This is a genomic window from Burkholderia sp. AU15512 (assembly GCF_002223325.1).
Lineage (GTDB): Bacteria > Pseudomonadota > Gammaproteobacteria > Burkholderiales > Burkholderiaceae > Burkholderia.
In genome coordinates, this window is sequence record NZ_NKEX01000008.1 from 928,085 (window position 1) to 941,147 (window position 13,063).

11 protein-coding genes are annotated in these 13,063 nt (G+C 66.1%); 7 read left to right on the forward strand and 4 right to left on the reverse strand.

Translation table 11 applies throughout. The features are described from left to right. Positions 1-73: 73 nt before the first annotated feature. A complete protein-coding gene (locus CFB43_RS36390; RefSeq protein WP_089498875.1) occupies positions 74-1,501 on the reverse strand; it encodes an MFS transporter in 1,428 nt (475 codons plus the stop codon). 347 nt (positions 1,502-1,848) lie between these two features. On the opposite strand from CFB43_RS36390, the gene CFB43_RS36395 reads away from it, so the two are divergent. Genes CFB43_RS36395 through CFB43_RS36405 form a run of 3 tightly spaced genes read left to right on the forward strand, consistent with a single transcriptional unit; the run spans position 1,849 to position 4,524 of the window. Further along, positions 1,849-2,841, forward strand: a complete 993-nt coding sequence (locus CFB43_RS36395; RefSeq protein WP_089498876.1) for an aliphatic sulfonate ABC transporter substrate-binding protein — start codon at positions 1,849-1,851, stop codon at positions 2,839-2,841. A 10-nt stretch (positions 2,842-2,851) separates the two neighbouring features. Next, on the forward strand, positions 2,852-3,706 hold the full coding sequence (locus tag CFB43_RS36400; protein WP_179254984.1) for an ABC transporter permease: 855 nt from the start codon (positions 2,852-2,854) through the stop codon (positions 3,704-3,706). Beyond that, complete coding sequence (locus tag CFB43_RS36405; protein WP_089498878.1) at positions 3,703-4,524, forward strand: ABC transporter ATP-binding protein; 822 nt, start codon at positions 3,703-3,705, stop codon at positions 4,522-4,524. Before CFB43_RS36400 ends, CFB43_RS36405 begins: the two co-directional genes overlap by 4 nt. Positions 4,525-4,722: 198 nt before the next feature. On the opposite strand, the gene CFB43_RS36410 is transcribed toward CFB43_RS36405, so the two are convergent. The 3 genes from CFB43_RS36410 to CFB43_RS36420 all read right to left on the reverse strand — a co-directional run bounded on the left by CFB43_RS36410 (position 4,723) and on the right by CFB43_RS36420 (position 7,978). After that, a complete protein-coding gene (locus tag CFB43_RS36410; RefSeq protein WP_089429879.1) occupies positions 4,723-5,253 on the reverse strand; it encodes an OsmC family protein in 531 nt (176 codons plus the stop codon). 475 nt (positions 5,254-5,728) lie between these two features. Next, the gene (locus CFB43_RS36415) at positions 5,729-7,294 is read right to left on the reverse strand and encodes a methyl-accepting chemotaxis protein (RefSeq protein ID WP_089498879.1); all 1,566 of its coding nucleotides are present in this window, start codon (positions 7,292-7,294) and stop codon (positions 5,729-5,731) included. Positions 7,295-7,567: 273 nt separating this feature from the next. Then, entirely contained in the window at positions 7,568-7,978 is a 411-nt protein-coding gene (locus CFB43_RS36420) for a VOC family protein (protein WP_089498880.1), read from the reverse strand. Between the two features lie 505 nt (positions 7,979-8,483). On the opposite strand from CFB43_RS36420, the gene CFB43_RS36425 reads away from it, so the two are divergent. From CFB43_RS36425 to CFB43_RS36440, 4 genes are all read left to right on the forward strand, one after another. Continuing rightward, positions 8,484-9,203: a thioesterase II family protein gene (locus CFB43_RS36425; protein ID WP_089498881.1), complete on the forward strand. Its 720-nt coding sequence runs from the start codon at positions 8,484-8,486 to the stop codon at positions 9,201-9,203. A 155-nt stretch (positions 9,204-9,358) separates the two neighbouring features. Next, positions 9,359-10,309: a UDP-glucuronic acid decarboxylase family protein gene (locus CFB43_RS36430; RefSeq protein ID WP_089498882.1), complete on the forward strand. Its 951-nt coding sequence runs from the start codon at positions 9,359-9,361 to the stop codon at positions 10,307-10,309. A 207-nt stretch (positions 10,310-10,516) separates the two neighbouring features. After that, entirely contained in the window at positions 10,517-11,827 is a 1,311-nt protein-coding gene (locus CFB43_RS36435; protein WP_089498883.1) for a diaminobutyrate--2-oxoglutarate transaminase family protein, read from the forward strand. A gap of 63 nt (positions 11,828-11,890) precedes the next feature. Continuing rightward, on the forward strand, positions 11,891-12,877 hold the full coding sequence (locus tag CFB43_RS36440) for a TauD/TfdA family dioxygenase (protein WP_089499080.1): 987 nt from the start codon (positions 11,891-11,893) through the stop codon (positions 12,875-12,877). The last annotated feature ends 186 nt before the right edge of the window (positions 12,878-13,063 follow it).

Genomic DNA, 13,063 nt, shown 5'->3' on the forward strand with positions numbered 1-13,063 from the left:
GGCAACCCACGACGACGCGCGCACGCACCCACCGTGCGCGCGTTTCCCTGAGGAAGACTAACCTCGACCGCGTTCAAACAGCGCCGTCGTCGTCGATATCCCGCGCCGTCGGCTCGTAACACACGATCAGCAGGAACACGATCGGCGTGGCGGCGCTGATCGCGACGACCCAGAACATGTCCGTGCCGAGCCGCGCCTGCAGGATCGGCAGCACGAACAGCGCGAGCGCCTGGCCGATGCCGCACAGCGAACGCCCGAAGCCGACGCCGGTGCCGCGGATCGCCGCCGGATACGACAGCGTCGGATAGATCATCATCTGCGCGCCCGGCCCGAACCCTTCTGCGAACAGCCAGGTGCCCAGCATCAGCAGCACGAAGCCGATCGCGACTGCACCATGCGGATGCCCTGCCAGCGCGAGCGCCACGAGCGCGACGAACTGCAGCGCGAAGCCCGCGATCGCGACATGGCGCGACGCATGGCGATGGGCGAGACGCATGCCCAGCAAGCCGCCGGTAAACGCAAACAGCACGTTCAGCGCCAGCGACGCCGCGATCGTTTCGAACACGCCCGCACCCAGAAACTGCGACAGGATCGACGGCAGGAAGAACGCGATCGCCGTGTATTCGAACGGGATGCACAGGTTCATCACGCTGGCGACGATCGTGCGCCCCAGGTACGGGCGCTGGAACAGCACACGAACGCGCACGGGCGGCTGGCTCGGCGCGCGTCGGGCATCTTCCGCTTCGTGTGCATGAATCCCGTACGACTCGCGCAGGATCCGCGCGGCGTTGGCCAGGTCACCCTGGTTCGCGGCCCACAGCGGCGACTCGTTCATGAACCGGTTCCGGAACAGGATGATGACGAGCGCCGGCACCGCGCCGAAGATCAGCGACGCGCGCCACAGCCACCCCGCATGCTCGGCGGGCAACAGGAAATACAGCCCGAAGATCAGCAGGAAGCAGACCGACGACGCCACGTACCACATCGGGCACCACGCCGCGAGCCGCGATGCCTTGTTGCCGCGCCCGTTGAACTTCGAGAATTCCGCGAGAAATGCCATCGCGACGGGCAGGTCGATGCCGACGCCGAGCCCCATCACGAAGCGCGCGCCGATCAGCACCCAGACGTTCGGCGCCAGCCCGGCCGCGATCGCCGCGACCACGAAAAACAGCATGTCCGCCATGAACACCTGGTAGCGGCCGATCTTGTCGGTCAGCCATCCGCCGATCAGGCTGCCGAAGATCGTGCCGATCATGATCGCCGACCCGACCAGCCCGGTCAGCGCCGGCGTCAGGCCGAACTCGCGCGCCACGTCGTCGATCCCGTAGGACAACGTCGTCAGGTCGTACGCATCGAGAAACACGCCGCCCAGCGCCAGCAGCACGATCATCCGGGCATGGCTGACCGAGCTGTCCACCGTGTTGATCAGCCGCGCGACGTCGCTTGCCGAACGAATGGGCGAGGAAACCGGTGTCACGGCGTTCAGATCGATCGAACTCATCGCATTCCTTAGTTTTTCGCCAAATGATCGGCGATGTCCGCATGGAGCCGGAAGTCGGGCGTATTCATTCGCGACCGGCAGAGAACATAAGCAGCCGAGCGCTTCCCAACACGCGACGCCATCACGTTCCGGCAGCACGCATTCTGTTCTCCCGATTCCGTAATCCCAAGCGATATAAATCGATAAATTAATCGGCCCGCGTCATAAAGTTGCTCGCCGTCCACGCTTATCAGCCGCGTGCATGTTCAATCGCGAATTGCTTCGTTCACGGCGCGCCGATGCTTCGTTACATTGACCGGTCACCCTGCCTGTTCGCGGCGCCTTGCCGCCCTTCCGGAGAATCCCCGATGAAGCTGTCCTGGTCCCGCGCGTGGCAATCCGCGGCCCTCGTCGTTGCCGCGTTCGCCAGTCTCGTTTCGGTGCACGCACGCGCCGCGACGCCCGCGGAGATCCGCGTCGACTACGCGTACTACTCGCCGGAGAGCATGGTGATCCGCCACTTCGGCTGGCTCGAAGACGAATTCAAGGCCGACCGCACGTCGATTCGCTGGGTGCTGAGCCTGGGCAGCAATCGTGCGCTCGAATACCTGAACAGCGGTGCGGTCGATTTCGGATCCGCCGCGGGCCTCGCGTCGGTGCTCGCGCGCGCGAACGGCAACCCGATCCATACGGTCTACGTGTTCTCCCGCCCCGAGTGGACCGCGCTGGTGGTCCGCAAGGATTCGCCGATCCGCTCGCTCGCGGATCTGAAGGGCAAGAAGATCGCCGCGACGCGTGGCACCGATCCGTTCCTGTTCACGCTACGCGCGCTGCACACGGTCGGCCTGACCCGCGACGACGTCGAGATCGTCAACCTGCAGCATCCGGACGGGCGCACCGCGCTTGCGAACGGCCAGGTCGATGCGTGGGCCGGCCTCGATCCGCACATGGCCGCGGCGCAGCTCGACGACGGCGCGCGCCTGCTCTATCGCAATGTCACGTTCAACACCTATGGTTTCCTGAACGTCCGCGACGCGTTCGCCAGCCAGTACCCGCAGGCGGTCACGCGCGTACTGAAGGTCTACGATCGCGCGCGCCAGTGGATCGTCGCGCATCCGGCCGACACCGCGCAGATCGTCGCCGACGAATCGAAGGTGTCGCTGCCGGTGGCGAAACTGCAGCTGCAGCGCAACGACTTCAGCGATCCCGTTCCGGGTGACACCCAGCGCGCGGCGCTGAAGGCGGCCGCCCCCGTGTTGACGGCCGAACAGCTGACCAAGCCCGGCGTCGATCCCGCGAAGATCGTCGATACGCTGATCGATCCGTCGTTCGCGCGCCCGCTCGTCGACGCATCGCGCTGAGCTGCCGCCCATGACCGACACCGCCGCCCGCGACGACACGCTCGCGCCCCGCCGCCCCGCTTCGCCAACCGCCGGCCGGCGCGATCCGCTCCGCCGGTGGCGGATCGCGGGCCTCGCGCTGCCGTTCGCGGCGCTCGCGTTGCTGGAGGTCGTCGTGCGGCAGGGCTGGCTGCCGAATCATCTTGTCCCCGCACCGAGCGAGATTCTCGACACGCTCGCCCGCCTCGGAGTCACACGCGTGGCGCGCCATGTCGGCGCGAGTACGCTGCGGGTCGCGGCGGGGTTCGCGGCGGGCGCGGGACTCGCGCTCGTCGTCGGCGCGGCGATGGGCCTGAGCCGCCGGATCGACGCACTGTTCGAGCCGACGTTCCAGGCGCTGCGCGCGATTCCGTCGCTCGCGTGGGTGCCGGTGTTGCTGCTGTGGCTCGGCATCGACGAAGCACCGAAGATCACGCTGATCGCCATCGGCGCGTTCTTCCCGGTCCATCTCGCGGTGGTCGCCGGCATTCGCGACGTCGACCGCAAGCTCGTCGAACTCGGCGCGGTGTACCGGCTCGGCCCGTTCGCGCTGTTCCGCCGCATCCTGCTGCCGGCCGCGCTGCCGCAGATCGTCACCGGCTTGCGCACCGGCCTCAGCCTCGCGTGGATGTTCATGGTCGCCGCGGAGCTGATCGCGGCCACGCGCGGGCTCGGCTTCCTGTTGAGCGACGGCCGCGAAACCGGCCGCCCGGATCTCGTGTTCGGGGCGATCCTGCTGCTGGCGCTGCTCGGCAAGCTGACCGACGGCGCGATGGCGCGCATCGAGTCGCGCTGGCTCGGCTGGCGCGACGCATTCGACCCCACGCCACGTAAGGGGTCTCTATGAGCACCCGTTCTTCCGTACCCACGGCGGCGCGCTCCGCGACTCCGCTGCTCGACGTGCGCATCACCCGCAAGCTTTACAGCGATCGCACGATCCTCGCCGACGTCCCGCTGCAGGTCGCGCGCGGCGAGATCGTCTGCGTGGTCGGTCCGAGCGGTTGCGGCAAGAGCACGCTGCTGCGGATCGTCGCCGGCCTCGACACCGATTACCGCGGCAGCGTGAAGCTGGGCGGCGTCGCGCTCGACGGCCCGTCCCCGCGCGCCGGCGTGATCTTCCAGGAGCCGCGGCTGCTGCCGTGGCTATCGATCGCGGACAACGTCGGCTTTGCGGCCGGCCCGCGCGGCGGGCGCGAGCCGGCCGTCGCCCGGCTGCTCGACGAAGTCGGCCTGGCCGGGGTCGCCCGGCAACTGCCGGCCACGTTGTCGGGGGGAATGGCGCAGCGCGCGGCGATCGCGCGCGGGCTGTTCGGCGAGCCCGACCTGCTGCTGCTCGACGAACCGTTCAGCGCGGTCGATGCGATCACCCGGATGCGGCTGCAGACGCTGCTGCTCGATGTCGTCGCGCGGCACCGGACGGCCGCGATCGTCGTCACGCACGATCTGGACGAAGCGCTGTATCTCGGCGATCGCGTGCTGATGCTCGCGCCCAATCCGGGCCGCATCGACGACGAGATCCACGTCGGGGTCGCCCGGCCGCGCGATCGGCGCGACCCGACGCTGGCCGTGCTGCGCGCGCGGCTGCTGGACGCATTCCAGCAGCTTCAGGATCGTGCCGACGAGACGACGCGCCGAACGCGCGACCTTCAGGCCTCCGAAGCCTGACTTCGCGCCGGCCCATTCACGACGGGCGTCGCCCGGCCACGATTCGGCACGCGTTCAGCGCCGGGGGCGACGCATCCGTCATCGAATACCGGTGCTGCAGGAATCGCAGCCGTATCGGAGCGCCGCCAGGGTGCGCGAGGTATCGCGCGCCTGCTCACCGCTCAGCGAGGTGACATGCTGCAACCCACCGGGCGCACTTCAACCGTGCGTATGCCGCAACTCGCCGTCGATCGTCTGCGGCAGTCTCAGCAGGTTGAAGATCGGGCAGATGGCCTCGACCGCCTGATGCAGTGCCCGAATCGTCTCCGGCGGTTCGGGCGACACGATATCGAGCGTGTAGCGAAGGTTATGCGGGAACACCGGCACATGCTCGAACCCCGGTTGCTGCGCGAGCGGATGCTGGTCGCCGGTCACCTCGACCTCGATCGAGTCGATCTTCAGGCCGCGCTCCGCGGCCTGGATCAGCGTGATGTGCGTCAGGCAACTGCCGAGCACGCCGAGCTGCAGCTCCGGCGACGCCGGCCCGAGGTTGTAGCCCGCGAAATCGGGCGGGCTGTCGCTGATCACCTGGAAGTCGCGAATGCGGATCTCCCGCACGCCGCTGCGGCCCAGCGCGCGCACGGTCGCTTTCAGCGGGGTCGCCTTGAGTTCGGGATTGCTGCGGGCGGCTTCCTTTTTCGCGAGCCACGCGTCGCGCTTTTGTTCGAGATAGTCGTTCAGTGTCGTCATGTCGGGCCGATACGGTCGCAATGACTGGCCACGCATACGGCGGCCAATCGAGAGGAGCTTCATGCTATTCCCTTCCGCGACCGCCACTAAACGATCAATCCAGCAAAGCAATTCGCCGGATGTGATGTCACATTGCGGCATGCGCGCTCGGCAATTTTCGGCTGTCGTTCATCTCCTCGAGTTATCCACAATTTCCGTGCATAACCCTGTGGAGAACGTTGAAGAAATTCCCCGTCCGCCTTGACCGGCAAGGATCGCGGCGACGCCGTGCTGCCTCGCGGCCCCTGAACGCAGACCGCGTCGCATCGCGTTCGGCGATCGGCCGATCGTCGTGCTTCACCGCGCCGGTGCAGGGATCGCGTCGACACCGGCAGTCAGGGAGTCCGCACCAGAAATGTGCCGCTTCGACGCCGGCGCACCGCGTTGGCGGCAAGCCGGCCCGTCGATCCCGCTCCCGGTCGCCCGTATCGGTGCATCAGGCGAGGGCTTCGTCACGCAGACGGAATTGCGCAACCGCCGCACTCAGCCGCGCGCCCTGTTCGTCGAGCGACAGCGCCGCGGCCGCGGCTTCCTCGACCAGCGCGGCATTGCGTTGCATCGTCTGCTCCATCTGGATGACCGCGGCGTTCACCTGCTCGATGCCCGACGCCTGCTCCTCGAACGCCTGGCCGGTTTCGCTCATGATCATGTTGACGCGCTCGACCGCCGCGACGAGCTCGGCCATCGCCGAACCGGCCAGCGCGACGAGGCCGCTGCCGTCCTCGACACGCTGCGCGGAATGGCCGATCAGTTCGCGGATCTCCTTCGCCGCCGACGCACAGCGCTGCGCGAGCCCGCGCACCTCGGTCGCGACGACCGCGAAGCCGCGCCCCTGCTCGCCGGCGCGCGCGGCTTCGACGGCAGCGTTCAATGCAAGGATGTTGGTCTGGAATGCGATGCTTTCGATCACGCCGACGATCCCGGAGATCCGCGTGGAACTGAGCGAAATCGCCGACATCGTCTCCACCACGCGCTGCATCGCCTCGCCGCCGCGCGACGCGATGCCGGCCGCGCCTTCGACATAGGTGCGCGCATCGCGCGCGTTGTCCGCGTTCTGGCGCACGGCCGCCGTCAGCTGCTCGACGCTCGCCGCCGCCTGTTGCAGCGAAACGGCCTGCTGCTCGGTGCGCGCCGACAGGTCGACGTTGCCGCTCGCGATCGTGCGGACGTCGCCGACGATCGTCTCGGTGCTCGCGCGCACCTGGTTCACGGTGACGACGAGGCCGTCCTGCATCCGCTTCAGTGCATGCAGCAGATAGGCCATCTCGTTCTCGCCGGGCACGACGACCGTTCCGGTCAGGTCGCCTGTCGAGATCTTCTCGAACTGGCCGACCGCGAGCTTGATCGGCTCGATGATCGCCTTCGCAAGCACGCGCTGCGCAAGGAAGCCGACGACGAGTGCGAGGGCCGCGACCGCCGCCATCCCCCACACGATCCGGTGGAACTGCACGCCGGCCGCGTCATAACGCGCCTTTTCGCGCGCGACCTGGAACGCCTCGAGCGCATCGATCGCCTCCTGGTAGGCGGCGAACAGTTCGGGCGGCGCGGTACGTTGCGTGTCGAGGAAGCCGAAGCCGTCGTCGCCGTCGAGTTGCGAGAGCGCCTTCAGGAACACGCCGTCGAGCAACGCCCGACGGCGATTCTGCAGCGTGTCGAACAGCGCCTGCTCGTCGGCGTTGCGCGCGTGCAGCCCCGCATAGGCATCCAGTTCGTCGTTGCTCTGCTTGAGCAGCGTGCGGAGTTTCGCGATCTCTTCCTTGCCCGAGTGGCCGGCGCTGATGATCTGCGCGACGTCGCTCATGCGTTCGCGCAGCACGAGCATCCGCTCGGAGCTGGTCTTCAGGTGCAGCAGCGACGCGGTGTCGTCGCGGTACATCGCCTCGAGCGAACCGTTGCCCATATAGAGGGCCGCGATGCTCGCGCCGACCACCAGCACGAGCAGCACGGTATAGCCGGCGATGGTCGCGACGAGGCCACCACGGATAGTGAGTTGTTTTCGCATGACGTTCCCTTGCGCCGGCCGGGCGCGGCCAGCGGCGGATGTGGACTCCGGATCACGAAAGACGCGCGCCGTGTCGCAACACGGGGCGCATGGGCTGCGAACGGGTTAACGGCGGGGGGAACAGGGAGGTTTTACCGATACGCGACGTGAATCTTGACGATTGCGACAGGGGCAGGGGTAAAGCGGTACGTGACGAGTGCGCGAAGCCGTGCCGATGATCATCCGGGAGTGAAGAAAGGCATCCTGATCACTTCGACGCACCCGGACGGGTATCTAGCCGCCGTTCGTCAGCCTCGAACGAATCTCGTCCACCGACAGGTCGCGCTGATGCGTCGCGATCTGCCATCGATTCCCCCACGGATCCTGCACCATCGCCCGCCTGTCGCCGTACGGCATGTCGGTGGGGGCTTCGAGCGCGATCGCACCCGCTGCAAGCGCCCGCCGATAGGTCAGGTCGGCATCCTCGACATACACATACAGGAATGCCGGCATCGGCTCACGCAGGCCATCTTCCCCGCTGATCATCACGACGGAATCGCCGATCCTGATTTCCGCAGGCAACCCCGGGCGGTACTCGCCCCGCGCGTGAAATACCGTCCGGATGAATTCGATCAGGTTTTGCGGATCCGGCACGACGATCCGGGGCGTGACGGTGTGCCATCCATCGGGCTGGAACCTGGCCATGTCGGGCAGCCTCCGAAGAGATTTCCGGGGGTATTGTGCGCCGCGCTCTTTCTGTCGGCAAAGGGGGCGACGCTGCGCTCCGCGGTGTTCACGCTGCCATCCATTCAGATAGGGACGGATTCGACATGGCCGACCACGCGCGTCCCCTCTTCCTACGACATACATCCGCGCGGCCTCATGTTTAACTCATGCCGAGCCGGATCGGGCGCATTCCGAACCCGGGCGGCACGCACACCTTGAATTTCCATGAAGCCAATCAGTGCTTCGATGACTTCCGACGTGCTTGACGCACGGCTTGTGCACAGCGACGACGAACCGGCTATCGACGTGTAAGCCAACACGTGCGTCGCTGCCGCACCCGTTGCTCTCCAAGTGAGGCTTGCCGACGCATCGCCATGCCAACAACGACTGGAACCTGAATGGTGAAAAACGCCGAACACGTGAATTTGAATAGCGCCATCGCCTGTGCGCCGGCAGCCAACGAGCCGCTCGAGTCCCCACCCGCATGCGTCTGATCTGTTTTCCCTATGCGGGCGGCTCGGCCGCCGTCTATCGCGCGCTGCAAGCGTCGTTACCCGGCATCGAAGTGTGCCGTCATGAACTTGCCGGCCGAGGCAGCCGCCTGTCCGAGCCTGCCGTCCGCGACATGGCGACGCTGGTCGACACGTTGCTGCGCGACCTGGACGACTGCTTCGATCGTCCCTTCGCGCTGCTCGGACACAGCATGGGCGCGGCCATTGCGGCCGAACTGGCGCTCCGGCTTCCCGCCCACGCACGACCGAACCTGCGGCATCTGTTCGTGAGCGCGCGTGCCGCACCGGGCCAGGAGCGCCACGATCGGCGCATGCAGGCGCTGGACGATCGCGCCTTCATCGATGCGCTGCGCGGGATGGGCGGCACACCGAGAGCGGTGCTGGACAACGGCGAACTGATGGCGCTGCTGATGCCGGCGCTGCGTGCGGATTTCACGCTGATCGAAAACCACCGGCCCGTGCCCGGGCCCCGGCTGGCAGTGGACATCACCGCGTTCGCGGGCCGGGCAGATAAAGAGGTGCCCGTCGATGCCGTTGAAGGTTGGGGCGCCGCGACGACCGGGCGCTTCGATTTTCACGTCTTCGACGGAGATCATTTCTTTCTGAGAAACGAAATGCGGACGATGGCCGGCATCATCGCGGCGCGCATGCGGCGTGCGGCGCTCGCCGCGTCGAGCGCGCTGCAGGCATGACGGGCCGATCCTCGCGATCGGCGTGCCGGCCGGTGCCGTGATCGTCGAATGAAAACGCCCGCGCGCCTGATCCGCTCCCCTGCCGGCGCCGCGGGCCGGCCACGCATGCGGGGAGGCCGCGTCGCTTCCCTGCGCGCGATACCTGGAGTGCCATTGTGCAACGTAATCGAAAGCGAATCCTCGTAACGGGTGGTGCGGGTTTCCTCGGTTCGCATCTTTGCGAGCGTCTCGTCGAACTCGGTCACGACGTCTTGTGCGTCGACAACTATTTCACCGGCACGAAGCAGAATGTGGCGGCGCTGCTCGGCAACCCGAGCTTCGAGGCGCTGCGCCACGACGTGACCTTTCCGTTGTACGTGGAGGTGGACGAAATCTACAACCTCGCCTGCCCCGCCTCGCCGATCCACTATCAATTCGATCCCGTGCAGACCACCAAGACCAGCGTGATGGGCGCGATCAACATGCTGGGGCTCGCCAAGCGCACGCATGCGCGCGTTCTGCAAACCTCGACGAGCGAGGTGTACGGCGACCCCGACGTGCACCCGCAACCGGAAAGTTACCGCGGCAACGTCAACCCGCTCGGGCCGCGCGCCTGCTACGACGAAGGCAAACGTTGCGCGGAGACGCTGTTCTTCGACTATCACCGCCAGCAGAACGTGCGAATCAAGGTGGTCCGCATCTTCAACACGTACGGGCCCCGCATGCATCCCAACGACGGCCGCGTGGTGTCCAACTTCATCGTGCAGGCGCTGCGCGGCGACGACATCACGCTGTATGGCGACGGCAGCCAGACCCGGGCATTCTGCTATGTCGACGACATGGTCGACGGTTTGATCCGGATGATGGCCACGCCCGCGGACCTCACCGGCCCGATCAACCTCGGCAATCCGCACGAGATCGCGGTCAGCGAACTGGCGCAGATCATCCTGCGCCTGACCGGCTCGAAGTCGCGGCTCGTGTTCCGTCCGCTGCCGAAGGATGATCCGACCCAACGTTGCCCCGACATCAGCCTCGCACGCGCCCACCTCGACTGGGAGCCGACGATCGGGCTCGAAACGGGGCTGCGGCGGACCATCGATTATTTCTGCTCGACCCTCGCTGCCTGATGTCGCGCCTGGAAGCCCCGCTTAGACGATCGGAAGGCAATGGCATGACGGGGTGACGTCGCCTGGCCGATGTCCCATTTTTACGTGACAGACGGGATACGGAGACCATGCTCCAATCCGGTCGTACCGTTAACACCATTGGCCAGGATGAAGCGATTCTCGTGCGCCAGTGTCCATCAATCCGCCTCGCAAGCCGGATCTTCGCGCATGGAAAAACTCGAGTATCTTAAGCAGGTCGAATCGAACGCGCGAACCTACGCAAGCTCTTTCCCGCGGCTGTTTACCCATGCCAAGGGCATCCGCGTACGCGACGCCGACGGGCAGGAATACATCGACTGCCTGTCGAATGCGGGCACGCTCGCGCTCGGACACAATCACCCGGAAGTCAATGAAGCCGTGATGCGGTTTCTGTCGTCCGATCAGATGCAACAGGCACTCGACCTGGCGACGCCGGCCAAGCATGCGTTCGTCGAGCAGCTTTTCTCGCTCCTGCCCGGGAAGATCGCCGAATCCGGCAAGATCCAGTTTTGCAGCCCCAGTGGTGCGGATGGCGTCGAAGCGGCGATCAAGCTGACCCGGCACCATACGGGCCGCCCGACGATCATGGCGTTCCACGGCGCCTACCACGGCATGACGGCCGGCGCACTCGCCGCGTCGGGAAACCTCACGCCCAAGTCGGCCGGCGGCAACGGACGCGACGTTCATTTCCTGCCCTATCCCTATGCCTTTCGCTGCCCGTTCGGCACCGACGGCTCGGCGACCGATCAACTCAGCATCAACTACATCCGGACCGTCCTGTCCGATCCCGAGAGCGGGATCACCAAACCGGCGGCGATCATCGTCGAAGTCGTGCAAGGCGAAGGCGGCTGCATCCCCGCTCCCGACACCTGGTTGATCGAGTTGCGTGAGCTGACGCTGCGGCATGAAATCCCGTTGATCGTCGATGAAGTGCAGACCGGACTCGGTCGAACCGGCGCGCTGTTCGCGATCGAGCATTCCGGCATCCGGCCGGACGTCCTGGTGCTGTCGAAGGCATTCGGCGGCGGCTATCCGTTATCGGTGGTGGTCTATGACGAGCGCCTGGACACCTGGCCGCCCGGCGCGCATGCCGGCACCTTTCGAGGCAACCAGATTGCGATGGTGGCCGGCTTGTCGACCATGCGCATCGTCGAACGGGAGAATCTGTCGGCACACGCGGACCGGGTCGGCAAACTGCTGGTTGCCGGCCTCGAGGGGCTTGCCGAACGCTTTCCGTGCCTGGGCCAGATTCGCGGCCGCGGCCTGATGATCGGCGCCGAAGTCGTCGTGCCCGGCACCCATGGCCGAGCCGGCCCGCCCCACACGGAACGGGCCAAGGCCATCAAGCGGAACTGCCTGCGAAACGGGCTCATCGTCGAAACCGGCGGCCGCAACGGCGCGGTGCTCCGGTTCCTGCCGCCGCTGATCGTTTCGGAAGCGGATATCCACGAAATCCTCAATCGCTTCGAGCATGCCGTGGAAACGGCCTGCCGTGCATAGCCGCACCGCGGCGCGGCCCGTTCGGCTTCGCCGTGATCCACGTACAGGAAAGGACTATTGACGATGCTGGGCATGACGGAACGCAAGCTGCTTGCCGACGGTAGCTCGCCGTGGCTGCTGGAACCCGTGTCGAACGGGCGTGATCTCGCGCAGGCGGTGAACGCCAACCGGGCGGCACTCGAATCCCGGCTCCTGGAACATGGTGCACTGCTGTTTCGCGGCTTCGACGTTTCATCCGTGGGCGGCTTCGAAGCGTTTGCTCACGCGATTTCGGCCCATCAGTCCGACTACGTCTATCGTTCCACGCCGCGCACCTCGATCGGCAACGGCATCTTCACCGCGACCGAGTATCCGCCGAGCGAGACGATCGCCCTTCATTGCGAAAACGCATATCAACGAAGCTGGCCGCTGAGAGTCGCATTCTGTTGCCTGACGCCGGCCGCGACCGGCGGCGAAACGCCGATTGCCGACATGCGGGAGGTGAGCCGCCGGATCGGGCCGCGCCTCCTGGATCACTTCGAAGCGAAACAGGTCCGCTATGTCAGGCACTACCGGCGGCACGTCGACATTCCGTGGGAAACCGTGTTCCAGACCCGCGACCGCAGCCAGGTTGCCGCCTTCTGCGCGGACAACGGCATCGAGCATGAATGGCTCGACGACGACACGTTGCGCACCGCCCAGGTCAACCAGGGGGTGGCCTACCATCCGGTCACCGGCGACCGCGTGTTCTTCAATCAGGCCCATCTGTTCCATCTCTCGAACCTGGAAGCCTCGCTCGCCCGTTCGATCGTCAGCCTGTTCGGCGAGGATCGCATTCCGCGCAATGCCTGCCATGGCGACGGGAGTCCATTCGATCTCGCCGACCTCGAGCAGATCCGCACCGCGTTCCGCGAATGCGCGATCACGTTCCCATGGCAGCGAGGCGACGTCCTGCTGGTCGACAACATGCGCTTCGCGCATGGCCGCAACCCGTTCGAAGGCGAGCGCAAGGTCGTCGTGTCGCTGCTGGATCCGTACGCGCCCGACCTCGAAGGAAGCGCCGATCGTTAGCAAGCACGAGCGTGCACCTCAATAACAAGCCGTATTGATCCGGTGCGCGAAACGCCGTGTCCTTGGATTACGGGGCAGACGTCGGATTAGAGCGATGCTCTAATTTCAATACCGTCCGATGAAGCACGCTTGGCGGGATCGCCACGACCGGTCCTGAGATATTCAACGTTTAGAAGACAACGAAGG

What these genes read in the sequence shown, in the direction of transcription:
- CFB43_RS36435 (WP_089498883.1), top strand. Translation starts at nt 10,517, where the DNA reads ATGGAAAAACTCGAGTATCTTAAGCAGGTCGAATCGAACGCGCGAACC.
- CFB43_RS36405 (WP_089498878.1), top strand. Translation starts at nt 3,703, where the DNA reads ATGAGCACCCGTTCTTCCGTACCCACGGCGGCGCGCTCCGCGACTCCG.
- CFB43_RS36390 (WP_089498875.1), bottom strand. Translation starts at nt 1,501, where the DNA reads ATGAGTTCGATCGATCTGAACGCCGTGACACCGGTTTCCTCGCCCATT.
- CFB43_RS36400 (WP_179254984.1), top strand. Translation starts at nt 2,852, where the DNA reads ATGACCGACACCGCCGCCCGCGACGACACGCTCGCGCCCCGCCGCCCC.
- CFB43_RS36410 (WP_089429879.1), bottom strand. Translation starts at nt 5,253, where the DNA reads ATGACGACACTGAACGACTATCTCGAACAAAAGCGCGACGCGTGGCTC.
- CFB43_RS36425 (WP_089498881.1), top strand. Translation starts at nt 8,484, where the DNA reads ATGCGTCTGATCTGTTTTCCCTATGCGGGCGGCTCGGCCGCCGTCTAT.
- CFB43_RS36415 (WP_089498879.1), bottom strand. Translation starts at nt 7,294, where the DNA reads ATGCGAAAACAACTCACTATCCGTGGTGGCCTCGTCGCGACCATCGCC.
- CFB43_RS36395 (WP_089498876.1), top strand. Translation starts at nt 1,849, where the DNA reads ATGAAGCTGTCCTGGTCCCGCGCGTGGCAATCCGCGGCCCTCGTCGTT.
- CFB43_RS36440 (WP_089499080.1), top strand. Translation starts at nt 11,891, where the DNA reads ATGCTGGGCATGACGGAACGCAAGCTGCTTGCCGACGGTAGCTCGCCG.
- CFB43_RS36420 (WP_089498880.1), bottom strand. Translation starts at nt 7,978, where the DNA reads ATGGCCAGGTTCCAGCCCGATGGATGGCACACCGTCACGCCCCGGATC.